The sequence below is a fragment of the Pseudobutyrivibrio sp. YE44 genome, assembly GCF_900104335.1.
Classification (GTDB): Bacteria; Bacillota; Clostridia; order Lachnospirales; family Lachnospiraceae; genus Pseudobutyrivibrio.
The window spans coordinates 433,543-458,415 of the sequence record NZ_FMXT01000001.1 but is presented as its reverse complement, the minus strand read 5'-3'; the positions used below and the strand labels follow the sequence as shown (position 1 = coordinate 458,415).

Below are 24,873 nucleotides of genomic sequence, written 5' to 3'. Positions count from 1 at the left end.
TTCTACTAGTTTATTTTAAGAGGTGCAAACATTCTACTACGGGTGATTTCGAGTAATCCAAGATTTGTAATGCCGTGGACATCAACAGTAGCGTAATCCTGTTTTGAAAGAGCCACAAACAATTCCATCAAATGTTTTTCCTCATCTTTTGAAACCTTTAATAAATCTACAATTATAATTCCAGAAATAGAACGCAATCTTATTTGTCTTGCCAATTCTTCTAAAGCTTGGATATTGGTTTCCATGGCAGTACTCTTGCCGCTATTTTTCCCGGAATTAACATCTATAACCGTTAAAGCTTCTGTTTGCTCAATTATGATATTACCACCATTTTTTATATAAGAGATTTTTGAAGTAAGGTTATCAATTAACTTTGTTAAATCATAAAGTTGCCATAAAGAATAAGTGTCATCAGTATATGCACGAACATTTAAATCCTTAGATATAACTTCAGGCAAATCAGATACAATCTCATAATCCTGTTCTACAAAATGCTCAATGTAATAATCAATAAAATTATAATTGATATTTGTCGGGACTTCAGATAAGAACTTACATGAATATGGCTTGCTACTTTTCTTATCCTGGTTGATTTGAACCCAAAATCTATCCCCCTGACATACTAGCTTTTTTTCAGAATGTCTTTCTAAGAATTTTTCTGGTTTAAGCTTCTTATTTTCGATAAAACCTTTATCGCCTGTAGATAGCTTAAGAATGCATGCATCTATGTCTGTTAATACTTTTTCAACACAAGCTTCGCATACCGTTCCAATTTTAGTATTAACAAGATTAATTACATCTGTGACTTTATCCTGTTCATCAAAAGACACAAGTAAATTAAGTTCTGTCTCGGCGTATATTCCTTTTGTTATTACAACTTTATTTATCATATTTAACAAACCCTTAACACATAAAAATTAGATAACTGATATATTTATTATAGCCAAAATACCATTAAAGGAGATACTTTGAAATGAGTGAAAAAACTATTCGAAATATTTTGATAGGACTATTTATTCTTTCTATTATTCCTATTTTAAGCCTATGTATATATATCAAACCTTTGTGGGATGATTATTCTAGTGCTGCAACTGTTAGAATATTGATTCCAAATGTGAATTCAATAGTTGCATTAATTATAAATCCGCTTATTACACCGCTTTATCAATGGTTTGCATGGCAGGGAACCTATTCCGCTGAATTCGTATTTGCGCTACAACCTGGAGCCTGGCCTATACCAGCATATTGGATTACCCCATTTGTTATTATTGGTTCCATTAGTATCGCTTATATAGTTTTCGGAAGCACTGTATCAAAATATATATTTAAATGTAGCTCTTTATACGGCATTGCCATCGCAATAGTAACATTGATAATTACCTTCCAATACACACCATATATACATCAGGCGTTCTATTGGTTCAATGGTGCTACTTATTATGGATTATTCTATGCACTAATGATATTTGAGCTTTCTCTGATTATAAAAGTCCTGTATTCAGATAAAGATTATTCTAAAAAGCAACGAATTCTTTTATACCTTTTCACCTTTATAATATCAGGTGGAAACTACTCAACTGCTTTTGTGAACCTATTAGTTTTGCTACTTATAATCTTTGATTTATATGTTACCAAAGAAAAAACTACAAATAAAGTTATTATCAAAATGACTATTTTCGCTTTTATAGGATTAGTTATTAGTATGATAGCACCTGGCAACGCAGTAAGAGCTTCCTCTACTACTTCCATGTCTGCTTTTAGAGCTATTTTTACTTCTATTAAACAAGCTATAAAATTTGTTCTTGAATGGACAAATCTGCCACAAATAGGACTCTACATAATACTGATTCCTATACTTGCAATGCTAATAAAAAACTTAAAGAATATATCAATGATTAGAATGCTTATTTGGATTGTAGTTTTATGCGGTTTATATGCTGCACAAATCACACCACCACTTTACGCCATGTCATCACCTGGCGACAAAAGACAGATAAACCTTTATTACTACAGTTATTACTTCATTTTCATTTGTGTGCTTGCCTGTATATTATTATTGATTAAGTCAAAATTCCCGCAAATAAATGAAGCAATAATAAAATCTAAGCTAATACTAATATCATTAGGTGCGATAGTCCTTATTACTGGTATTTTTATTAATGGATATCAGAATTTGAATTCCTTCCAAACCTATAAGGAAATCTCATCTGGTAACGCAAAGACGTATTATGAAGAATATACAGAAATAATAGAACAGGTAAAGTCCAGCGAGGGCGAATGCTACGTTTCAGATATTGAACATTCATCGGATATTCTTCCGAAGTTTGAACTAAGTGATGATCCAGATAATTGGGTAAACCAAAGTATTGCCGATTATTATGGCATAGAAAAAGTTCACTTAAAAGAATAAAAAATAAGAGAAGATTATTTACATTGAATAATCTTCTCTTTTTTATTACTTACTTATATCACCAAGTGAAACCAACGAATCTGGCTCTCCTGTGAACATATCAAGTCGCTTAATATCAAGTGAAAGCTCATCAAACTCTGGAAGGCCTAAAAACTCGTGGAAAGCCTTAATTACAAGTTCTGGCTTTATGTTGTCAGTACTACCACTAGAAAGAAGCAGGTGGTACTCAGGAACTCCTTCCTTCATAATAAGATTAAAATTATAAATAAGTGGCTTTAAATCAAGCTCACGCTCGCCTTTTTTTGTCTTCTTTACAATGTTAATAGAGGCTGCTTCATCGAAAAACTTTTCTTTTAATTCGATGATGTTGTCAATATAGCAAGCATCATCCTTAGAATCCTTATAGGTAACAATATAGCTTGCTGTAGTAACAGCAGACATACATTTTTCCGCATCATCTGGGAGATACTTAAAGCTTGTAATCTCAAGCCCCTCAACCATATTGTCATTTAAAGCTTTAAGAGCCTTAGAAGCATCAACCTCTTCCTTTAAATCGATGTCCATATACTCTCCAACTGATGTAAGTCCAACACCAAGTGGTGCGGCAAAGGACATAATCTGATGAGGATTAAAGCCTTCAGAATATCTAATAGGAAGTTCAGAGCGTTTAACAGCCTTTTGGAAAAAACGCATTAAATCTAAATGACCTACATAACGCATGATTCCCGTTTTCTCAAATCTAATTCTAACGCGCATTATGACATACCCCCGATCCAATAATTCCAGCACCGCATCCATTACAGTTCATTTTACAGTTAGGAGTAACCTTTGCGTTCATGGCATTATTCCATTCTCTCTTAAGGAAATCCTTTGTTACGTGACAGTTAATGAAATCCCATGGGAGAATCTCATCTAAGTCACGTTGACGGTATGCATAATAATCGATAGAAATATTATTCTTTTCAAAAGCAGCAAGCCACTTATCAAAGTCAAAGTATTCGCCCCAGGCATCAAAGAAGCAACCGCTCTTGTAAGCATCAAGAATTGCTGGACAAAGTCTACGGTCACCTCGAGCAAACACACCTTCAAGAACAGTAACATCAGAATGATGCCAATTGTATTTAAGTGACTTTTGATTAAGCTGAGCCTTCATCTCGTCATTAACAACCTTTGCTCGACGGAGATACTCTCCTGCTTCGTACATAGGAGCCCACTGGAATGGTGTAAATGGCTTTGGCACAAAGAAGGATGTAGAAATTGTAATCTGGCAACGTCCCTGTCTCTGTTCCTTTGGAACTGTATCATAGTAGGCAGCAGCAACCTCATTGGCAAGCTGTGGAATAGCCTTCATATCTTCGTCTGTCTCTGTAGGAAGACCAAGCATAAAGTAAAACTTAACCTTATTCCAACCACCCTTAAAGGCAAGTGTGGCTCCACCAATAATATCTTCTACAGTAAGACCCTTGTTAATTACATTACGCATTCTCTGGGAACCAGCCTCAGGTGCAAAAGTGATGCTTGATTTTCTAACATCCTGTACCTTCGACATAACATCAAGAGAAAATGCATCAATTCGTAAAGACGGTAATGACACATTAACGCCTTCAGATAAACAATCGTCAATAAGGAAATCCATAAGCTCACCAAGAGCATGATAATCCGATGACGAAAGCGAGCTAAGAGAAATCTCCTCGTGACCAGTAGATGCAAGAAGCTCTCTAGCCTGTTCCTTAAGAACATCAACAGACTTCTCACGATTTGGTCTATAAATCATACCAGCCTGGCAGAAACGACAGCCTCTGATACAACCACGCTGAATTTCAAGGACAACTCTATCCTGAATAGCACGTACAAAAGGAATAAGCATCTTTGTAGGATAGCTAGATGAATCCATATCCTTTACAACCTGACGGTCAATAATAGCTGGCACATCATCATAGATAGGCTTAAAGCTTTCGATAGTACCGTCAGATTCCTTATATGTAACCTGATAGAAAGCTGGAACATAAATACCAGGAATCTTCGCTGCAGCGCGAAGGAAGGACTGTCTATCAAAGCCCTTAGCCTTATGTTCTTTGTATAAATCAAGAAGACGAGGATAGCTTGTCTCCCCTTCTCCCACGTATACTAAATCAACAAAATCAGCAATAGGCTCTGGATTTGTAGCGCAAGGTCCGCCAACTATAACAATAGGATCATTGTTCTCACGGTCTTTAGACTCTAACGCAACTCCAGCCAAATCAAGAATCTGAAGGATGTTGGTATAGCACATCTCGTACTGAAGAGTCATACCAATAAAATCAAAATCTTTAATGGCATCCTGAGATTCCAACGCAAAAAGAGGTATATTCCGCTCTTTCATCAGATTATGTAAATCTGGCCATGGCGAATATACCCTTTCACAATATGTGTCTTCACGCTTGTTTAGCATATCGTAAAGGATTGCTATTCCAAGATGAGACATACCTACCTCGTAGACATCAGGGAAGCACATAGCAAATCTAATGTCTACTTCAGCAGGATTCTTTTTAACACTATTAAATTCGTTGCCGATATAACGTGCAGGCTTATCAATCTGCATCAAAATATCGTCAGGTAATGCAAGTTTTTTCATATAATAAACTTATCTTTGAGCAAGCTCAGAGGTGATATCTTCCCAAGTTACACCCTTTTCTACCATAAGAACCATCATATGATACAGGAAATCTGAAATCTCATATTTAGTCTCTTCGGAATCAGGATTCTTTGCAGCAATAACAATCTCCGTTGCTTCTTCACCCACTTTTTTAAGAATCTTATCTAAGCCCTTATCAAATAAATAATTTGTATAGGAACCTTCCTTAGGATGCTGTTTTCTGTCAGAAATAACTGCATAAACATCCTCGAAAACCTTAAGTGGATTACGCTCAATATACTCCTTTTTTACTATCTCGTTGTGGAAACAGCTTGGTGCACCAGTGTGACAAGCAACTCCAACCTGAGAAACTTTCGCCAAAATAGTATCAAAATCACAGTCCGCAGTCAATGACTTAACAAACTGGAAGTGACCACTTGTTTCGCCTTTTACCCAAAGTGATTGTCTAGAACGAGAATAATAAGTCATCTTTCCTGTACGGATTGTTGTATTGAATGATTCTTCATTCATGTAGGCAACCATAAGAACTTCCCCTGTCTGGAAATCCTGAACTACAGTAGGAACAAGTCCCTGACTATCAGGCTTTAAATCAGACCATGAAAGCTTTGGCTCAAAATTGTCCATCTTAACACCGGCATCAGAAAGATCACTTTTCATCTGCATGATATTGAAGTTGGTGTCGTTAATAAACTGGCCAGAAATACCACGAATCTGATCTGATTTTAGAATACCTAAAACATAATCAAAATCGTATTCATCTATCTGAAGAATATATGGAATAGGTGAAATATTCTCCAAGCCCTCTAATAGGTTTTTGTTCATGATAAGAAGCTCGTGAATATTATCCTGGAGGAAATCCTTTGTCTTGAAAAGGAAGTCTACAGTTGCAAGACTGACAAGCATTTTTTCAGCTCCAAATCTTGCACTTGCCTCTTTAATCAAATCAATTGTCTCTGGCTTTGAACCATTGAGGATAACCTCTACGCAACCAGCATAAAGAAGCTTTTTAACATCCTCAAGTCTTTTGATATTTCCACCACCAGCAGTCTTAACTTGAACGTTTCGGTTAATCTCTCTGATAGCTAAAATATTCTTCTCATGCTCTTCATCATCTGTTGAAAGATCATAACAAATGATTTTATCAATTCCACTATCATCATAAACTGATGCTAGCTCTAATACGTCTTGTTTTACATCTAATTCTGTAGGATTTTTAACTGCCATACCATCCTTAAGATAGATAGTGGCAACAATATTCTTGTGTTCCATACCTCGTGTGCTCCTTTAATTAGATTGATCCCTTTGTAGACATAGTCATATCTTGTAAACGAGGATCAATTATTGTGGCTTCATCTAAAGCCTTTGCAAAAGCCTTGAACATGGCCTCGCACATGTGGTGAGAATTACCAGGAGTAATCACTTTAATGTGAAGATTCATGCCTGCTGAATATGAAATAGCATAGAAAAATTCCTTTACCATTTCTGTGTCCATGTAGCCGATTTTTTCTGTTGGAAAATCAGCATCAAAGGAAAGATATGGACGATTGCATAAATCAACAGCTACCATAACTAATGTCTCATCCATTGGAAGAATGCAGCTGCCATATCGTTTGATGCCCGCCTTTGAACCACAGGCTTTTTTTATGGCATTTCCAAGTACGATACCTGTATCTTCTATAGTGTGATGACAATCCACCTGAAGGTCACCCTTTATTGATGCTGAAAGATTAAATAAACCATGACGAGTAAAAGCATCAAGCATGTGATCAAAAAATCCTATACCAGAAGATACCTCACACTCTCCTTTTCCATCAATGGAAAAATCTATGGTAATATCTGTTTCTTTAGTTTTTCTAGCAACCTTGGCTCTACGTTCTTCAGTCATAATTGTCAGCCTTCCGTTTTATTTACCACAATGATTATTATACTCAATATTTCAATTTTTTTAAAGAAATATTAAAGGTGCAATTAACCAATAAATCTCTTAAAAATTCTGCACTATTTAACATCCTCGAAACGCACTTTAATGGAGTTTGCATGAGCCGTAAGACCTTCGTTGTTTGCAAACTTCACAACATCTGGATATACCGCCTGAAGGGCTTCTCTTGAGTAAGAAATAATGCTGGATTTTTTAATAAAATCATCCACCGAAAGAGGTGAGAAAAATCTAGCAGTACCATTTGTAGGAAGCACGTGATTAGGACCTGCAAAATAATCCCCAAGTGGTTCTGAAGAATACTGTCCTAAGAACATTGCTCCAGCATTTTTTACATAAGTCATTGTCTCAAAAGGATTTGCTGTTACTATTTCAAGATGCTCTGAAGCAATAGCATTAACACAATCAATAGCCTGCTTCATATCTGAGGCAACCAACAAGTATCCAAAATTATCTAAGGACTTTTGGATAATATCCTTTCTAGATAGAATCTTAACAAATCTCTCAATTTCCTTTTCAACCTCATCAGCAAGCTTTGAAGATGTGGTAACAAGGATTGCAGAAGCAAGCTCGTCATGCTCTGCCTGAGATAATAAATCTGCCGCAACATATGTAGGATTTGCTGTATCATCTGCAAGCACTAAAATTTCTGATGGACCTGCAATGGAATCAATAGAAACATATCCAAACACTGCCTTTTTTGCCAAGGCAACAAATATATTTCCAGGACCTACAATCTTATCAACCTTTGCAATAGACTTTGTTCCAAAGGCAAGTGCAGCTATAGCCTGAGCACCACCACACTTGTAAATCACATCCACACCTGCTTCATTTGCAGCAACTAATGTACTAGGATTAACCTTTCCATTTTTGTCACATGGAGTGGTCATGTAAATACATCCAACTCCTGCCACCTTTGCCGGCATAACATTCATTAACACAGATGATGGATAAACAGCTTTTCCGCCAGGCACATAAACACCTACCTTTGCAAGAGGAGAAACCTTTTGCCCAAGGATTATACCTTCTTCAGAGGTAAACCAGCTGTTTTGCTTCTGTTTAGCATGATAGCTTTCAATATTAACAAGTGCTTTTCTGATAACTTCCACTAATTCATCAGGAACAAGGCTATAAGCCTCTTTGATTTCTTCTTCAGTGACTACAATATTACTTGCATTAATATCTGCTCCATCAAACTGCTTCGTATATGCGAATACTGCTTCGTCACCTTTTTCTCTTACCGTATTTACGATATTAGTAACGGTAGCTTCGTATTCAGAATATTGATTAGGACTTCTCTTTAAAAGAGTCTCTAAAATTCCATCTATTGTCTCTTCTGTAAGGTTAAGCTTTTTCATTTTCTAATGCTCCCTTCAACCTTTCAATAAGGTCAGTTATTCTATCATATTCCATTTTCATGGAAACCTGGTTTACAACCATTCTAGCGGATAATGGACAAACCTCCTCAAGAACTACAAGACCGTTTTCTCTAAGTGTGGAACCAGTCTCTACAATGTCCACAATCACTTCTGATAAGCCAACAATCGGTGCTAACTCTATTGAACCATTAAGCTTTATAATCTCCACAGTCTGGTTCTTTTTATTATAGAAATAGTCCTTTGCAATTCTAGGATACTTGCTGGCAACTCTAATAAGCTCATGATGCTTAAGAAGCTCAGCGGCCTCTGCAGGACCACATACGCACATTCTGCATTTTCCAAAGCCCAAATCAAGAACCTCGTAAATATTTCGATTCTCTTCTAGAATTGTATCTTCACCTACAACACCAATATCAGCTGCGCCGTATTCCACATATGTAGGCACGTCTGGCCCCTTGGCGAGGAAGAATCTAAGCTTTAATTCTTCGTTAGTAAAAATAAGCTTTCTAGTGTCAGGATCTTTCATTTCCTCACAGGTAATACCAATGCTTTCAAATAAAGCAAGAGTTTGTTTTGCTAATCGCCCTTTTCCTAAGGCAAAAGTTAAATATCTATCGCTCATACTATTGTCTCTCCAATGCTAACATCAACTGGTCAACGGTAATTGCAAAGCCTATAGCTGGTGAATCCTTTCCAAATAGACTAAGTAAAGAATCATATCTACCACCCTTTACAAGAGGTTCCCCTACTCCATAGGAATAACCTGTAAAGATGATTCCCGTATAATACTTATATTCAGAAATCATGCCTAGTTCGAAGGAAATATAATCCATAACCTTATTCTTATTCAAAAGTTCATATAGCTTAGTAAGATATTCTAAGGCATCGTATACCTTTTTATATTTCTTTGCTTTTTCAAGATACTGCTTCCACTCTGAAGGAGAATTTAGAATCTTTCCAGTAAGCTCAAATAACTCTACAAGTCCTTTGCTAACACCTTCTGCTTCCAAAAGCTCCTTTGCTCCAAAGAAGTTTTTATTTGATATTAATGATATAAGCTGTTCTTCCTTTTCATCACTAAGATCTGCAGCATCAATTAGGCCTCTTACAACGTCCACATGGCCTACGCCAATTTCAAATTCCTTAAGGCCAAGTTTCTTCAAAGCATTCACAACTATGGTAAGAATTTCAGCATCTGCATCAACAGAGCTATCCCCAATAAACTCACATCCAGCCTGTGTGCTTTCCTTAAGTCGGCCTTGGAGACTATGGTAATTAATAAATACATTTCCTTCATAGGAAAGCTTTACAGCCCCATCTACATCAGAAAAATACATAGCCGCAGCTCTGGCAATTGATGGCGTAATGTCTGGCCTAAGAACTAAAGTATTACCATCTCTGTCAAAAAACTTAAACATCTCATTTGATTTGCAAGAACCTACTTCCCTTGAAAAAGTATCAAAATACTCAAAGGTTGGAGTTGAAATAGGTGCATACCCATAATCTTTAAAGCATTTTCTAAGATTATATAATGCATCTAATCGCTTCTCATATTCACTGTTATAAATGTCTCTTACACCTTCTGGTGTGTGTAAAGTTAAATTTTTCATAAGAAATCTCCTGTCCATGTCAAAGAGGTTGTTTCTTGGTAATTTGAATCTTCTAATAAATGTTTACATTCATGTTATTCACTTTAGTCTGCTAATGTAATAAAGTGATTATAACTGAATAAAGCCACAAAGTCAAATTTAGACTTGGCGGCTTTGTAAATCTATATTAATCATATCCAAATATGGAACCAAAAGATTTGGTTTCGTTTTAAAGAAATAGTCTTCCTCTAATTCGTCTATGCGAAATGACTTTCTTCCACCTTCAGTCATACGATCCCAAAAGCTTTTTAACTGAACATATGGAAGATAATAATATACATCTCTCTCGCTAAAGAAAATCAGAATAAATGCAAGCCCATCCTGAGCTTCCCACTTGCCCATAAAATCAATCTGATGCTGATGAATATTAGCCAAAGGAAATGTGTCTTTATTACATTCCTTTGCATCGAAGCACACAGGTATCCCCTGTACTGCACCAACGTAGTCTACAGTAGATTTTTGATCAAAATAAGCCAGAGTAATATGACCCTTCTTGCTATCCATCTCTATAGGAGTAATGGGCGTAGGAATCTTTTGGATGAGAGCTAGCCCATTTTCTGAATATACATCATTAGTTTTGTTTATAAATTCTTCGAAGGTAGAACCACGCAGGCCCCTGGATTTAAAGGTAGACATTAAACTCCTTCGGCTCCTTTGCTTCGTAGCAGCCGCCGTCGTCAAACTCTATTGAATAAGCGTGAAGCAACTGAGATTTAGCATTAAGCCTTTTGTTAATATTCGCATTTCCGTATTTCATATCACCAAGGATTGGGTGATTTATAGATGCCAGGTGAGCTCTAATCTGATGAGTTCGACCAGTAATAAGATGAATCTCCAATAGTGTTAGGTCATTGCCTAGCTTTTTAATTGGACGATAAGCTGTCTTGATTGGTTTAGCATCATCAGTTTCTTTATCAAGAATTGTAACTTTATTGGTTTTCTCATCCTTATAAAGAAAACCATCTATCATTTCAGGCTTATCAATTTCACCTAATACAATTGCATGATATAACTTCTTACAGCTACGCTCTTTTAGTGCCTGGCCTAACCTCTGGGCTGTTTTTAAATTCTTTGCGAACAAAACAATTCCAGAAGTATTTCTATCAAGTCTATTGCAGATACTTGGATGAAAGTGCTTAAAGCTTTCTTCAGTAAGCTGTCCAGATTTAATCATATATGCAATGGCCATTTCATTGATGGAAATATCTGAAGCTGTATCCTTTTGAGACTTTATACCGGATGGCTTATTGATAATAATCATATCATCATCTTCATGAATAATATCAATGTCACCTTGAAAACTTGAAATAGTCTGAAACAAAGGATCTACACTTCCCTGTCCTGACATCTTTTCAAAGGTCTCATCAGAAAACCAAATCTTAACAATATCACCTGTATTTAGTTTTTCTGAGCCATCAGCTTTTTTGTCATTTAATGTGATATTTTTCTTTCGAAGCATTTTATATATAAAGGATGTGCTTGCTTCTGAAAGTACACGTTTTAAATATTTATCAAATCGCTGATTGCTATTTGCGTCGTCTATTCTTAGTTCTTTCATTTGCGGTCTTTTTATTTTTCTTATTTTCTGTAGGTCTTACATTTTTACCATTAGATTTTTTAGATTGATTACTTCCAGTTTTATTAACTGGCTTTTTATCACCAGGTTTTTTAGAAAAATCCTTACCCTTAATCTTTCTAGGAGGAATAAGACAATTTTCTCCAAATCCTATTAAATCTTCTCTACCAGCCTTCACAAGAGCTTCCTTTACAAGGTCATAATTTTCTGGACGTTTGTATTGAATCAAAGCTCTTTGCATAGCCTTTTCATGAGGATTCTTACATACATACACAGGCTTCATATCTCTAGGATCAATTTCTGTATAGTACATTGTTGTAGAAATAGTGCTTGGCGTAGGATAAAAATCCTGTACCTGCTCTGGAGATAAATGATGATCACGTAAATATTCTGCCAATGCAATTGCATCATCCAAGGTGGAACCAGGATGAGAACTCATTAAATAAGGCACCAAATACTGCTTTAAACCAAGCTGTTTATTAATCTTTGCATATTTATCACAGAAAGCATTGTAAACGGAAATATCAGGCTTTCCAAGGTATGAAAGTACATTATTTGAAATATGCTCAGGAGCAACCTTAAGCTGCCCACTAATATGATATTTGCAAAGATCCTTCAGGAAGGTGTCATCCTTGTCATACATAACATAATCGAAACGTACACCAGAACGAACAAATACTTTTTTTACCTTTGGAAGCTTGCGAAGCTTTGTTAAAAGCTGTACATAATCCTTATGATCTACCTGTAAATTAGGACACTTGGTTGGGAACAAACACTGTCTATTGGTACAAACACCTTTCTCAAGCTGCTTTTTGCAGGATGGATTTCTGAAGTTTGCAGTAGGTCCACCAACATCATGTATATATCCTTTAAATTCTGGATCTTGAGTTATAAGCTTAGCTTCGTCAATAATTGATTCCTGGCTTCTCGACTGAATAATACGTCCCTGATGGAAGGTCAAGGCGCAGAAATTGCAGCCACCAAAACAACCTCTATTGCTAATCAAAGAGAACTTAACTTCTTTGATAGCAGGAATACCTCCATCCTTTTCGTACATAGGATGATAGGCACGCATATACTCAATGGCATATACATCATCCATTTCCTGTCTTGTTAAAGGCTTTTGAGGAGGATTTTGTACAACAAACATTGCTCCATCGTAAGTCTCTACTAGTTTCTTTGCTGTAAATGCATCCGTATTTTCGTATTGAGTATAAAAGCTCTTAGCATAAATTTTTTTATCTGCTTTAATTTCCTCAAAGGAAGGAAGTATTATGCCATCCTCAGTAAAAGCCTTGTCTCTAGTCTTGAAAACAGTGCCATCAATATAAGTAATATCCTTTACATCCATTCCTGATGCAAGACAATCAGCAATTTCTACAACAGAGCGCTCTCCCATTCCATAGGAAATAATATCTGCACCTGAATCCAAAAGGATAGAACGTCTAACCTTATTTGACCAATAATCATAATGAGCAAGTCTTCGAAGTGATGCTTCAATTCCGCCAATAATAATTGGTTTTGTCTTGTAGGTATGTCTTATAAGATTGCAATATACAATTGTTGCATAATCAGGACGAAGATTTGGCTTACCTCCTGGTGAATAATTGTCGTATTCTCTATGGTGCTTTGAAACACTATAGTGGTTAACCATTGAATCCATATTTCCAGCAGATACAAAAAAACCAAGTCTTGGTTCGCCAAGGATATTTATAGAATTGTCATCTTTCCAATCTGGCTGTGGGATTATTCCCACGGAATAGCCATGTAATTCTAGGATACGACAAATTATTGCCGCACCAAAAGATGGATGATCTACATATGCATCACCGCATACATAAACAAAATCCAATTGGCCTATTCCACGCTCCTTCATATCCTTTTTTGAAACTGGTAAAAATTGTTGCATAAACGCCTCTTAAAATATATAAGGCATCCAATCTAATGGATGCCTTTAAAAATCTAATTACTCTTTGTTAAAAAATGTATCTGGAATATCAAGTGATGGAACCTCGTCGTCACCGCCCTGAGTTGCTTCTGGGGCTTCGATTGGAGCCTGCTCACTTTCGCTAATAGCACCATTTCCAGTTGCATCCAAGCTTGAAGCTGGATCCTCGTTTCCATCGTTAAGTGAATCAGGAACAAGGGATGCTCTATTGGCATTAACAGTATCTAAATATGCCTGCATAGTACCAAGGAAAGCATCATCTCTGCTTCGAGTTGTTTCAATTGAATTTGAAAGTATAGTCTGAATGTTTGCAAGAAGCTCATCCGTATATGCGATAGCACCCATGCGAATATTGTTGGCATCTTCAGTAGCTCTATCGATTTTTTCCTGAGCATTCTTCTGAGCAATAAGGATAACCTCGTTTGCCTGAGCATATGCCTGTTGCATGATCTGATGCTCTGATACAAGCTCGTTGGTCTGCACCTGAGCCTGGCTAATAATATCATCAGCCTTTGCACGTGCATCTGCTAAAATCTGCTCTCTATTTGCCAGCATACGCTGATATTTTCTAATTTCGTCTGGAGTCTTTGTGCGAAGCTCCTGTAATAATGATTCTAATTCATCCTTATTAACAATTATCTTGCTTGCTGAAAAAGCTGATGGCTTACAATCATCAATATATGCTTCAATATCATCAATTATATCTTCGATTTTACTTTGGTTTGCCATAACATTTACTTCTCCTTGTTTTTATATTTGGCTTCTATAAGAGGTATAATCTGCTCTGGAACAAAAAGGCTGATATCTCCTCCATATGATGCAAATTCCTTTGCAACTGTAGAACTTAAATAAGAATACTGTAAAGATGTAGTCATAAAAAGTGTTTCTAATTCTGGATACTGAACCTTATTAGACTGCGCTAATTGAATTTCATTTTCAAAATCAGTAACAGCTCTAAGACCACGAATTATTACTTGTGCATCTTTTTCTTTAGCAAAATCAACTAAAAGGCCTTCAAACGATTCAACTTTAATATTGCCTAAATTTTCAGTCAATTCACTTATCATACTAACACGTTCGTCTATGGAAAACAACGGATTTTTTTGACGATTGTTTAATACACCGACAATCAATTCGTCGCATAATTTGCTTGCTCTTGTTATAATATCCAAATGCCCAAAAGTGATTGGGTCAAAACTTCCTGGATAGATTGCTCTTTTCATATTACATTTACGCCTTCTTTATAAATATATGTTTATTTGTTTTGTAAGTCTTTTCTTTGATGATTTCGTATCCCATTTCAGGAACATAATCAAAGGAGGTTTCCAAACTAGCCTCAACGATAATAACTGTATCTTCACCTACATATTTTTTGTCTTTAATATAGCTTAAGACATCTTTTTCAATAAGCTTATTGTATGGTGGATCCATAAATATAAAATCGAATTCCGCATGACTACTAAGCTTATTTAGGGCTGATAAGCAATCCTCAGAAAATACTTTTGCAGTATCATTAAACTTTGCCTTTGCAAGATTTTTATTTATACATCCCAGTGCATTTTTATCCTTTTCAACAAACACTGCTTCAGCTGCACCTCTGCTCAGTGCTTCGATACCCATTTGACCACTTCCAGCAAATAAATCCAAGAAATAACTGTCTGGAATATCAAATGCAATCATATTAAAAAGGGTTTCTTTAATTCTATCTGACGTTGGTCTTGTATCTAAACCTTCTGGTGTCTCTAGAACCAAACCACGTCTACTTCCAGAAATAATTCTCAATACTATTCCTCTACTTTATAAATACACTTTTCTAACAAAAGAAGTGCTTCTTTTGTGGCATTTTCTCTCACCGTTGTACGATTTCCTTTAAGGTGAAGCTCTTTTACCACGCATTTATTGTCTCCGTAGGCACATGCAATATATACAAGACCTACTGGCTTTTTAGGTGAACCACCACCAGGACCAGCAATGCCTGTAGAAGAAAGGCCAAAATCAGATTTTGCTTTTGCTCGAACACCTTTGGCCATTTCAGTGGCAGTCTCCACACTTACAGCCCCATGAGCCATAAGCGTAGAGTCCTTAACACCTAAGTTTTTCATTTTTGCTTCGTTGGAATATGTAATATATCCCTCATTAAAACAGTCTGAAGCCCCTGGAACATCCACAATTGTGCTAGCAATCATGCCGCCAGTACAAGACTCTGCCGTAGCAACTGTATAGTCGCCATCAATCAGTCTGTTAATTACCTCAGACATATTGGCTATTATCATTATTTCTGCTCCTTAAGAACATCAACATTCTGATAAATATAAATTACAAGTGAAAGAATTGTCATTACAAATGCAACCCACTTAAAGATTTCTCCAAGAACCTGAAGCCATCCAAACTGAAGGTTTGCTACAAGAATAACAATCATAATCATCTGTGTTGTTGTCTTAATCTTTCCAAAAATATTGGCAGCGATAACAAGTCCGTTTTCAGCAGCAATAAGTCTGAAACCTGAAATAATGAACTCTCTTGCAATAACGATAATTACATACCATGCAAAAAGCTGCTTTGTAGAAATAAGACAAATCATTGCAGAACAAACTAAAAGCTTATCTGCAAGTGGATCCATAAACTTTCCAAAGTTTGTAACTAGATTGTACTTTCTAGCGATTTTTCCGTCGGCCAAATCTGTAAGTGATGCTGCGATAAAGATAAGGTCAGCGATGATTCTAAGTGCTGTAACCTCTGGCTTGATAAGCAAGAAGAACACAAAGAATGGAATCATAAATACTCTTAATAGTGTCAATTTGTTTGGTAAATTCATATTCATAACGCTACATCTCCTATCAAATCATATTCATCAAAACTTGTAACAGTCACCTCAACAAACTGGCCGCTAACAAGTTCGGTGTCACTATTAACAAAAATAAAACCATCTACAGAAGGTGTATCTCTGTATGTACGACCAATAAACACACCATCCTCTGGAAGCTTTCCTTCAATAAATACAGGAATAGTTCTTCCAACATAGTTTTCATTATTTGATAAAGAAATATCTTTCTGGCAGAGCATAACTTCTTCCTGCCACTTTTGCTTTAATTCTTCCTCAACCTGATTATCCCAAGTGGCTGCAACTGTGCCATCCTCCTGAGAATATGTAAAGGCTCCAAGTCTATCAAACCTCATGTCTTTAATAAACTGAAGAAGCTCCTGATGAATTTCTTCTGTCTCTCCAGGGAAACCACAAATAAGTGTGGTACGAAGAGAAATATCAGGCATTGCTTTTCTAAGTCTATCAGCAATATTCATGATATCCTGCTTGTTAGTCTTTCGACCCATTTTCTTGAGAATATCATCATTACAATGCTGAATTGGCATATCAATATAATGACATATCTTTGGTTGAGATGCCATACACTCAATTAGCTCGTCTGTGATTTCTTCTGGATAAGCATATAAAATTCTAATCCATTTTAAATCATCAATTTCACAAAGCTTATTTAAAAGCTCTGGCAAGGCTTTTTTACCATAGATATCAGTGCCATAAACTGTAGTTTCCTGAGCTACAAGTATAAGTTCCTTTACGCCGTCAGCAACAAGCTGCTTAGCTTCTGCTAAAAGCTGCTCCATTGGAACTGAGCGATAGTCACCTCTAAGGTACGGAATTATGCAATAGGTGCAACGCTTGTTACAGCCTTCTGCAATTTTAAGATATGCATAATGACCACCAGTGGTAAGCACTCTTTTACCATCCTTTGGAAGACCTGTAAGAGGCTTTTTATAGATTGGTTTTCCATCATGCTTTTCAAGCACCTTATTAATGGCATTTATCAGCTCATCATAAGAGTTGGTACCGATGATGGCATCAACCTCAGGAAGATCTGCAAGTATTTCGTCAGTAAATCTTTGAGCAAGGCAACCTGTAACAATAAGACCTTTAAGATTGCCCTTTTCCTTGTACTGACCAAGGTCAATGATGCTTTGGATGCTTTCCTCCATGGCATCAGCTATGAAAGAGCATGTGTTTACAACGATAATATCTGCCTCAGCTTCATCATCGCAAATTGTAAAGCCCTGCTCCATCAAATCACCAAGCATATGCTCGGAATCTACCAGGTTTTTATCGCATCCTAAAGAAACAAATAAAACTTTCATATAAATTAGTTGTTTACTTCCTCGTTTAAGATTTTAATAGCACCATCGTTAAGCTCATTAACTGCGATAGATAATGGCTTGTCATTTTTGTTGTATCTGATAAGTGGATCTGCACCATCGATAATCTGACGTGCACGCTTAGCTGTTGCAGCTACGATAGTATAACGTGAGTTAACTACTGGCTCCTCACCAACCTCTACGTTTTCGTTTACCTTTTCCATAAGTTCTACATAAGATGGATGTATCATAATTAATTACTCCTTTCAAACATCTTTAATTGACTTTTCATTTCACTGATGGCTGTTGTATTTCTAGTAACCTTGAAATGCTCAGCCTGAATTATATTATGAACCTGATCTACAGCTCTCTCTAGAGAATCATTTACTATCAGGTAATCATACTTGTCCATATACTCAGATTCCTTACAAGAAATTGCAAGACGCTGAGAAATAACCTCTGGGGTTTCTGTACCTCTGCCTACAAGACGATTTTCTAATTCCTTGGCAGATGGTGGCATTGTAAATAATAACAATGCGTCTGGATACATTTCCTTAACCTGAAGGGCTCCCTGAATTTCAATTTCAAGGATAACATCCTTCTTGCGTTCAATGAGCTGCTCTACATATGCCTTTGGTGTTCCGTAAGAATTACCATTGAAAGTGGCATACTCTAAAAGCTCATTGTTTGCTATCATTTGTTCAAACTCTTCATGAGTCTTGAAGAAATATTCTCTACCATCCTTTTCACCAGCTCTCATATCTCTGGTGGTGGCAGATATTGAAAGATTATAATCATTTGGATGTGCTTCAAGCAAATGCTTCATAATAGTGCCCTTGCCAGCTCCTGAAAAACCAGAAAGAACTATTACAAGCCCTTTATCATGCATCATACTCCGATTCCTCCTTAAGGGAATTATTCTATATTCTGGATTTGTTCTCTAACCTTTTCGATTAATGTCTTAAGAGTGATACCAATATCGGCTATCTCAACATCTGTTGATTTTGAAAGAATTGTATTGGCCTCTCTGTTAAGCTCTTGAGCAAGGAAATCTAGCTTTCTTCCAACTTCTTTATCAAGGTCAAACACTGAACGTGTCTCAGCTACGTGACTCTTTAATCGAACCATCTCTTCATCAATGCAAATCTTGTCCGCATAAAGAACAACTTCCTGCGCGATTCGATTTTCATCAATGCGATTATCCTCAAGAAGCTCATGAACCTTATCTAAAAGTCTTGAGCGATATTCCTCAATAATCTGTGGGCTTCTAGCCTCAAGCTTATCAACAAGCTGAAGCATCTCGTCCATCTTAGAGATTAAATCCTTTTCAAGACGATTTCCCTCTGCAATTCTAGAATCAATGAACTGCTTAATGCAGCTATCAAGGGCTTCTAAAACAAGGGACTTAAGTGAATCCTCGTCTGCTTCCATTTCCTCTAATTCGATTACATCTGGAAGACGTGAAATGCTGCTGGCCTTAAGGTCATTGTCTACACCAAGCTTTTCAGCCATTGCAGATATTGACTCATAATATTTCAAGGCAATAGCATCATTAATAGATACCTGATAGCAGGCATCTGAATGCTCGTTTAGAGTAATATAAACATCAACTTTTCCCCTGAAAATGCTTTCGCTGATTTTGTTACGAACTGTGCTCTCTAAGAAGTTGAGCTTCTTAGGAAGTTTAATATTTAAATCGAGATATCTGTGATTTACAGACTTCATCTCGATAGTGACGCGAGCGTCTTCATTTTCGGCAATTCCCTTGCCGTAACCTGTCATGCTTCGTACCATGTTAGTCTCCTTCGACTATGTATTTCGCAAAGTTACCCACATTTACATAGTTGTTTTTAATTATAATTAAAGATACAATAATAGTCAATTACAGATTGAAAGGACTAGACTTTAATTATGGCACTTGACGGCTATACAATCAGCTTTTTAGTACACGAATTTAATCGTGTCTTATTAAACGGAAAAATAAATAAAATATCACAGCCTGAAAAGGAAGAACTGCTCTTCACTATCAATACAAGTGAAGGTAATAAACGTTTGCTTATTTCTGCAAACGCCTCTCTTCCATTTATGTATATAACAAACGAAAACAAAACCGCTCCAGCTGTTGCTCCTGGTTTTTGCATGCTCTTAAGAAAGCACATTGGGGCCGGCAGAATCATTGAGATTTCTCAAATGGGCTTAGAGCGTGTTGTCCGATTTAAAATCCAACATCTTAACGAGATGGGTGACATAACCTTTAAATATCTTTACGTAGAAATAATGGGCAAGCATTCTAATATTATTTTCTGCAATGAGGAAGATATGATTTTAGATTCCATCAAACATATCCCTTCATCAGTTAGTTCGGTTCGAGAGGTTCTACCTGGAAGAACATATTTCATACCTGCGCAGGAAGGTAAAATTGACCCTTTCACCTGCGACCTGGAGTTTTTCTTAAACAAGGTATTAAAACGAAGCGAATCTATATTTAAAGCAATGATATCAAGCTTTGTAGGCTTTAGTCCAGTCATTGTTAATAATATTTGCTATAGCGCAAGCCTTGACTCAGATGCCAGCTGTGCTTCACTTTCAGAGAAGCAAAAGGACACACTTTGGCAAATTTTTAATTCTATGCTCGAGGCTTCAAAAAATGACAATCATCAATACTGTATTTATATCGATGCTTCTAAGGGCGCACCAGTAGAATACTCTGCTGTTCCACTTAAGATTTACGAAGATATGGAATGCAAAACCTTCGAGACTATGTCTGAGGTTTTGGTGGAGTTCTATTCAAAGCGAAATGCCTATACAAATATCAGACAAAAGTCAGCTGATTTGAGAAAGATTATTTCTAACCATATTGAGCGCGCTTCTAAAAAGCTTGACTTGCAAACAAAACAGCTAAAAGATACCGAGAAGAAAGAAAAATACAAGGTTTACGGCGAGCTTCTTCACACTTATGGTTATGAGGCAAGGCCAAATGATAAATCTATTACAGTTTTAAATTATTACACTAATGAAGAGTTAACCATTCCTCTTGATCCAGATTTTTCTGCATCAGAAAATGCCAAAAGATATTTTGATAAATATGCAAAGCTAAAGCGTACAGCAGAAGCTCTTGATACTTATATTGAACAATCTGCCCAGGAGCTTGAGCTTTTAAAATCAATAGAGGCTGCTCTAAACATAGCTGAATCTGAGTCAGATTTAAATGATATCAGACGAGAGCTTTCAGACCATGGCTTCATCAAAAAACATACTGGAAACAAAAAAGAAAAATCTAAGAAAAGCAAGCCACTTCACTTTATTGATGACAATGGCTTCGATATTTATGTTGGAAAGAACAATTATCAAAACGATGAGCTTACCTTCAAGTTTGCCACAGGAAATGATTGGTGGTTCCACACCAAAAAGATTCATGGTAGCCATGTAATCGTAAAAACAAATGGCAAAGAGCTTCCTGATAGCTCATACGAATATGCAGCAGAGCTAGCTGCATACTATTCTTCTGGCCGAGATACAGATAAAGTTGAAATCGACTATCTCCAAAAGAAAAACGTAAAAAAGCCCGCTAGCGCTGTAGCAGGCTTTGTAGTATATTATACAAATTATTCTATGGTAGTTTCACCAACCTTAGAGCACGTAAAACTGGTTAGCCAGGAATGAGTTTAAAGTGGATCTTAGTTCTAGATGATTATCTAGACTAGGGTCCTCTTTTAATATAGCATCAACATCAGCAGAAGCCATTTCTAACTCATCAGCATCCTGATAAATATCAGCAACCTTAAAGCTAAACTCCCCGCTTTGTCTCACGCCAAACATATCTCCAGGGCCACGTAGCTTTAAATCCTCTCTGGCAATAAAAAATCCATCGTTTGATTTAAGCATAATATTAAGACGCTCAGACTCGTTATTATCCTGACTGGCATTCATAAGAATACAATAGCTTTGGGCATCTCCACGACCAACTCTACCTCTAAGCTGATGCAAAGCAGCAAGACCAAAGCGATTGGCATTTTCAATCATCATTACTGTAGCATTAGGAACATTTACACCAACCTCTACAACGGTAGTGGAAACAAGGATTTGAAGCTTGTGATTTGCAAAATCCTCCATGACCTGATTCTTTTCAGCAGGCTTCATCTTTCCATGAAGAACACCAATAGCATATTTATCCCTAAAATAGGATTTAAGCTTTTTGCTGTAATCAGTAACATTCTGAGCTTCGGTGGTTTCTGAGGCTTCCACCAAAGGGCAAATAATATATACCTGATGCTTCTTTTCAATTTCATCAGCTACAAATTTAAAAGCTGTAGCTCTCTTACTCTCTTTAATAACACAAGTCTTAATAGGAAGTCTATTAGCAGGTAACTCCTTGATAGTGGATACATGCATGTTGCCATACAAAATCATAGCGAGTGTTCTAGGTATAGGTGTAGCTGACATAACAATAATATGTGGATGATTTCCCTTTGAAGAAAGCTTGTCTCGTTGCTGAACTCCGAAGCGATGCTGCTCATCTGTAATAACTAAAGCTAAATCACCAAAGGTTCTACCTTCTGAAATCAAAGCATGGGTTCCAATAATAAGACAAGCATCATTTTCATCCACAAGCTTTTGCATTACTTTCTTTTCAGAAACCTTCATGGAGCCTGTAAAAAGTACCACCGGAATATCAAGCCCAGCTTCCTTCACCCAAGCTAAAAAGCTTTCATAATGCTGCTTGGCTAAAACCTCTGTAGGAGCCATGATGGCCGCTTGATATCCAGATAAAGCTACATCAATCATAGCTAGAAAGGCCACAATGGTTTTACCACTGCCAACATCACCCTGAATCAATCGTTGAGTCACATACTCTCCTGTTAAATCTGAAATAATATCAGACAAAACCTTTTCCTGATCTCCAGTAAGCTTAAATTTAAGACTTTCTTTAAACTCATCAGTTTTAGTGTGATGCTCGAGATTAAATTCATTTGGAAAAGATACAGCCGTATCTTCCTGTAACCTGGAATTAAGTATAAAGAAAAACATTTCTTCATAGGCAAGACGACGTCTGGCAGCAACTAAGCTTTCAAAGGTTTCAGGAAAATGATAGGTTAATAAAGCTTTGTCATATGGCATTAACCCGTTCTTTTCCTCTATTTCCTTTGGAAGTCTATCCTTAGAAACTCTACAATGTTCAAAGGCTTCCTTAACACTTTTTAAAACCAGATTATTACTTAACCCCTTGGTTAAATGATAAATAGGCTGAATCTGCTTTTGCAGCTCTAAATACTTTTCAGGTGTAAAAATGGCAGGCTGAGACATTTTGTATCTGCCATTATCAAAAACTAAACGGCCGTAGAAAATATAAACCTTTCCAGGCTCAAAATTACTTCTAAGATAGTTAGAGTTAAACCAGACCAAATCTACCGGAATATCGTCAACATAAGCGATAGCTGACAAAATTTCCATTCTGTTTTTTGAACGATAAGCTTTTGGGCTAGTTTTGATTCTGCCTTCTATACTAACAAGAGAATTCACCAGATCCTTATCTGGAACAGAAGGCTTTGGATAAACAAGATATGTGCGCGGAAAAAAAAGGAGTATATCCTCTATGGTATATACTCCTAACTTATTAAATAATTTAGTTGTCTTTTCTCCAACGCCTTTGATAACGTCTATAGGCGACAACAAATCCATAACAATTACTCCACTGAAACAATGTAAGCATAAACTGCCTGACCACCAGCAGAAATCTCTACCTCAAGATCAGGGTACTTCTCTTCGATGGCTTTACCAAGAGCTGCAGCCTTGTCTTCGTCACTGCCTTCGCCCCAGTAAATAGAAACTACAGCAGAATCTTCTGTAACCATCTGGTCAATCATTTCCTTGAAAGCAACATCAATATCAGCATTTACAGAAAGTAAACCTGTGTCTGCCATACCCATCCAGTCGTTCTTTGTAATCTGCTTGTCGTCGATTACTGTATCACGAACTGCGTATGTTACCTGGCCAGTCTTAACATTCTTGATTTCCTCATTCATGTTTGCTTCGTTATCTTCAACACTTGCATCAGCATCGAAAGTGATAAGAGCTGTAATTCCCTGAGGAATTGTCTTTGTAGGGATAACAACAATCTTCTTATCCTTACAGATAGAAGCTGCCTGGTTTGCAGCAAGAATAATATTTTTATTGTTTGGTAAAACAAATACTGTCTTTGCGTTGACATGTTCGATAGCACTTAAAATATCGTCTGTGCTAGGGTTCATTGTCTGACCACCTGGAATCATGTAGTCACAACCAAGCTCAGTAAAGATAGATGTAAGGCCATCACCTGTAGCGATTGAAACAAAGCCCATTTCCTTAGCTGGCTCAGTGAAAGCTGGCTCTTCCTTTGCAGGAGCAGCTGAAACTTCATCACCAATCTTAAGATCAGTAACAGTACCAACTGTAAGAGCTTCGATCTTTGCCTTAATCTCTTTAATCTGGTATGTAGCAAGTGGCTTATCTGACTCGATAACGAATTCGATTGTAGTCTTGCACTTTGTTTCTTCCTTAGCAGCTGTCTCTGGTGTGAAGTTTGTGTAATCAACTTCCTTACCAATGAGAGCATCATAAGCACCCTGAAGGACACATACTAAGCCCTGTCCACCTGAGTCAACAACACCTGCCTGCTTTAATACAGGAAGCATATCAGGAGTCTTTGCAAGAACAGCCTCTGCCTCAGCAATAACTGCCTCTGAAAACTCAACAATATCATCAGTCTTTGTAGCCATTTCAGCTGCCTTATCAGCAGCACCTCTAGCTACAGTAAGGATTGTACCTTCCTTTGGCTGCATAACTGCCTTGTAAGCAGTCTGAACAGACTTTTCAAAAGCTTCAGCTAAAATCTCAACTGTAACCTCATCATATGAGCCCATGACCTTTGTAAGACCACGGAAAAGCTGAGATAAAATAACACCTGAGTTACCTCTAGCACCTCTAAGGGAACCAGAAGAAATAGCCTTTGCTACAGTCTTCATATCAGCATTTTCAAGCTCTGCTACTGCATTAGCTGCTGACATGATTGTCATACACATATTTGTACCTGTATCACCATCTGGTACTGGGAATACATTTAACTCATTGATCCATTCTTTCTTAGCTTCAAGATTCTTTGCTCCTGAAAGGAACATCTTTGCTAACAAAGACGCGTCTATAGTTTGGATTTCCACCTAA

The 24,873-nt window shown here is 36.9% G+C and carries 24 protein-coding genes; 2 read left to right on the top strand and 22 right to left on the bottom strand.

Going from position 1 to position 24,873, the window contains the following annotated elements; translation table 11 throughout:
- Window positions 1-5: 5 nt before the first annotated feature.
- Entirely contained in the window at window positions 6-890 is an 885-nt protein-coding gene (locus BLR54_RS02060; protein WP_090416558.1) for a ribonuclease E/G, read from the bottom strand.
- An 83-nt stretch (window positions 891-973) separates the two neighbouring features.
- Here BLR54_RS02060 and BLR54_RS02055 point away from each other — a divergent pair, with 83 nt between their 5' ends.
- The gene (locus tag BLR54_RS02055) at window positions 974-2,410 is read left to right on the top strand and encodes a DUF6056 family protein (RefSeq protein ID WP_090416557.1); all 1,437 of its coding nucleotides are present in this window, start codon (window positions 974-976) and stop codon (window positions 2,408-2,410) included.
- Between the two features lie 45 nt (window positions 2,411-2,455).
- On the opposite strand, the gene BLR54_RS02050 is transcribed toward BLR54_RS02055, so the two are convergent.
- From BLR54_RS02050 to BLR54_RS01960, 19 genes are all read right to left on the bottom strand, one after another.
- Window positions 2,456-3,166: a TIGR03936 family radical SAM-associated protein gene (locus tag BLR54_RS02050; protein WP_090416556.1), complete on the bottom strand. Its 711-nt coding sequence runs from the start codon at window positions 3,164-3,166 to the stop codon at window positions 2,456-2,458.
- Window positions 3,156-5,024 (bottom strand): TIGR03960 family B12-binding radical SAM protein, encoded by a 1,869-nt coding sequence (locus BLR54_RS02045; protein ID WP_090416555.1) that lies wholly within the window; start codon window positions 5,022-5,024, stop codon window positions 3,156-3,158. The genes BLR54_RS02050 and BLR54_RS02045 overlap by 11 nt, the downstream gene beginning before the upstream one ends.
- Window positions 5,025-5,033: 9 nt before the next feature.
- Window positions 5,034-6,314, bottom strand: a complete 1,281-nt coding sequence (gene hisIE / locus BLR54_RS02040) for a bifunctional phosphoribosyl-AMP cyclohydrolase/phosphoribosyl-ATP diphosphatase HisIE (protein WP_090416554.1) — start codon at window positions 6,312-6,314, stop codon at window positions 5,034-5,036.
- 19 nt (window positions 6,315-6,333) lie between these two features.
- On the bottom strand, window positions 6,334-6,930 hold the full coding sequence (gene hisB / locus BLR54_RS02035) for an imidazoleglycerol-phosphate dehydratase HisB (protein ID WP_090416553.1): 597 nt from the start codon (window positions 6,928-6,930) through the stop codon (window positions 6,334-6,336).
- A gap of 113 nt (window positions 6,931-7,043) precedes the next feature.
- Window positions 7,044-8,339, bottom strand: coding sequence for a histidinol dehydrogenase (gene hisD / locus BLR54_RS02030; protein ID WP_090416552.1), 1,296 nt, complete (start codon window positions 8,337-8,339; stop codon window positions 7,044-7,046).
- The gene (gene hisG / locus BLR54_RS02025) at window positions 8,326-8,982 is read right to left on the bottom strand and encodes an ATP phosphoribosyltransferase (RefSeq protein ID WP_090416551.1); all 657 of its coding nucleotides are present in this window, start codon (window positions 8,980-8,982) and stop codon (window positions 8,326-8,328) included. The genes hisD and hisG overlap by 14 nt, the downstream gene beginning before the upstream one ends.
- Before the next feature lies 1 nt (window position 8,983).
- A complete protein-coding gene (hisZ, locus tag BLR54_RS02020) occupies window positions 8,984-9,970 on the bottom strand; it encodes an ATP phosphoribosyltransferase regulatory subunit (protein ID WP_090416550.1) in 987 nt (328 codons plus the stop codon).
- 138 nt (window positions 9,971-10,108) lie between these two features.
- The gene (locus BLR54_RS02015; protein WP_090416549.1) at window positions 10,109-10,645 is read right to left on the bottom strand and encodes a Holliday junction resolvase RecU; all 537 of its coding nucleotides are present in this window, start codon (window positions 10,643-10,645) and stop codon (window positions 10,109-10,111) included.
- Complete coding sequence (locus BLR54_RS02010; RefSeq protein ID WP_090416548.1) at window positions 10,632-11,567, bottom strand: RluA family pseudouridine synthase; 936 nt, start codon at window positions 11,565-11,567, stop codon at window positions 10,632-10,634. Before BLR54_RS02010 ends, BLR54_RS02015 begins: the two co-directional genes overlap by 14 nt.
- On the bottom strand, window positions 11,536-13,494 hold the full coding sequence (locus tag BLR54_RS02005) for a YgiQ family radical SAM protein (RefSeq protein WP_090416547.1): 1,959 nt from the start codon (window positions 13,492-13,494) through the stop codon (window positions 11,536-11,538). Before BLR54_RS02005 ends, BLR54_RS02010 begins: the two co-directional genes overlap by 32 nt.
- A 57-nt stretch (window positions 13,495-13,551) precedes the next feature.
- Window positions 13,552-14,262 (bottom strand): ATP synthase subunit B family protein, encoded by a 711-nt coding sequence (locus tag BLR54_RS02000; RefSeq protein WP_090416546.1) that lies wholly within the window; start codon window positions 14,260-14,262, stop codon window positions 13,552-13,554.
- 5 nt (window positions 14,263-14,267) lie between these two features.
- Entirely contained in the window at window positions 14,268-14,756 is a 489-nt protein-coding gene (gene coaD / locus BLR54_RS01995) for a pantetheine-phosphate adenylyltransferase (RefSeq protein ID WP_090416545.1), read from the bottom strand.
- Between the two features lie 7 nt (window positions 14,757-14,763).
- On the bottom strand, window positions 14,764-15,315 hold the full coding sequence (rsmD, locus tag BLR54_RS01990) for a 16S rRNA (guanine(966)-N(2))-methyltransferase RsmD (protein WP_090416544.1): 552 nt from the start codon (window positions 15,313-15,315) through the stop codon (window positions 14,764-14,766).
- A gap of 2 nt (window positions 15,316-15,317) precedes the next feature.
- The gene (locus BLR54_RS01985) at window positions 15,318-15,791 is read right to left on the bottom strand and encodes a CinA family protein (protein WP_090417273.1); all 474 of its coding nucleotides are present in this window, start codon (window positions 15,789-15,791) and stop codon (window positions 15,318-15,320) included.
- Between the two features lie 14 nt (window positions 15,792-15,805).
- A complete protein-coding gene (pgsA, locus tag BLR54_RS01980; protein WP_090417271.1) occupies window positions 15,806-16,348 on the bottom strand; it encodes a CDP-diacylglycerol--glycerol-3-phosphate 3-phosphatidyltransferase in 543 nt (180 codons plus the stop codon).
- Between the two features lie 2 nt (window positions 16,349-16,350).
- Entirely contained in the window at window positions 16,351-17,679 is a 1,329-nt protein-coding gene (rimO, locus tag BLR54_RS01975; protein ID WP_090416543.1) for a 30S ribosomal protein S12 methylthiotransferase RimO, read from the bottom strand.
- 5 nt (window positions 17,680-17,684) lie between these two features.
- Window positions 17,685-17,927 carry a DNA-directed RNA polymerase subunit omega gene (gene rpoZ / locus BLR54_RS01970; RefSeq protein WP_090416542.1) on the bottom strand — a complete coding sequence of 81 codons (243 nt, stop codon included), beginning with the start codon at window positions 17,925-17,927 and terminating at the stop codon, window positions 17,685-17,687.
- Between the two features lie 2 nt (window positions 17,928-17,929).
- Window positions 17,930-18,565, bottom strand: coding sequence for a guanylate kinase (gene gmk, locus BLR54_RS01965; RefSeq protein ID WP_090417269.1), 636 nt, complete (start codon window positions 18,563-18,565; stop codon window positions 17,930-17,932).
- Between the two features lie 26 nt (window positions 18,566-18,591).
- On the bottom strand, window positions 18,592-19,470 hold the full coding sequence (locus tag BLR54_RS01960; RefSeq protein WP_176761829.1) for a YicC/YloC family endoribonuclease: 879 nt from the start codon (window positions 19,468-19,470) through the stop codon (window positions 18,592-18,594).
- Window positions 19,471-19,587: 117 nt separating this feature from the next.
- On the opposite strand from BLR54_RS01960, the gene BLR54_RS01955 reads away from it, so the two are divergent.
- Window positions 19,588-21,339 (top strand): Rqc2 family fibronectin-binding protein, encoded by a 1,752-nt coding sequence (locus tag BLR54_RS01955; protein ID WP_090416541.1) that lies wholly within the window; start codon window positions 19,588-19,590, stop codon window positions 21,337-21,339.
- Here the strand turns inward: BLR54_RS01955 and recG are convergent.
- Window positions 21,307-23,355: an ATP-dependent DNA helicase RecG gene (gene recG, locus BLR54_RS01950; protein WP_090416540.1), complete on the bottom strand. Its 2,049-nt coding sequence runs from the start codon at window positions 23,353-23,355 to the stop codon at window positions 21,307-21,309. The two genes, BLR54_RS01955 and recG, sit on opposite strands and share 33 nt — an antisense overlap.
- A gap of 5 nt (window positions 23,356-23,360) precedes the next feature.
- Window positions 23,361-24,869 (bottom strand): DAK2 domain-containing protein, encoded by a 1,509-nt coding sequence (locus BLR54_RS01945; RefSeq protein ID WP_090416539.1) that lies wholly within the window; start codon window positions 24,867-24,869, stop codon window positions 23,361-23,363.
- Between the last annotated feature and the right edge of the window lie 4 nt (window positions 24,870-24,873).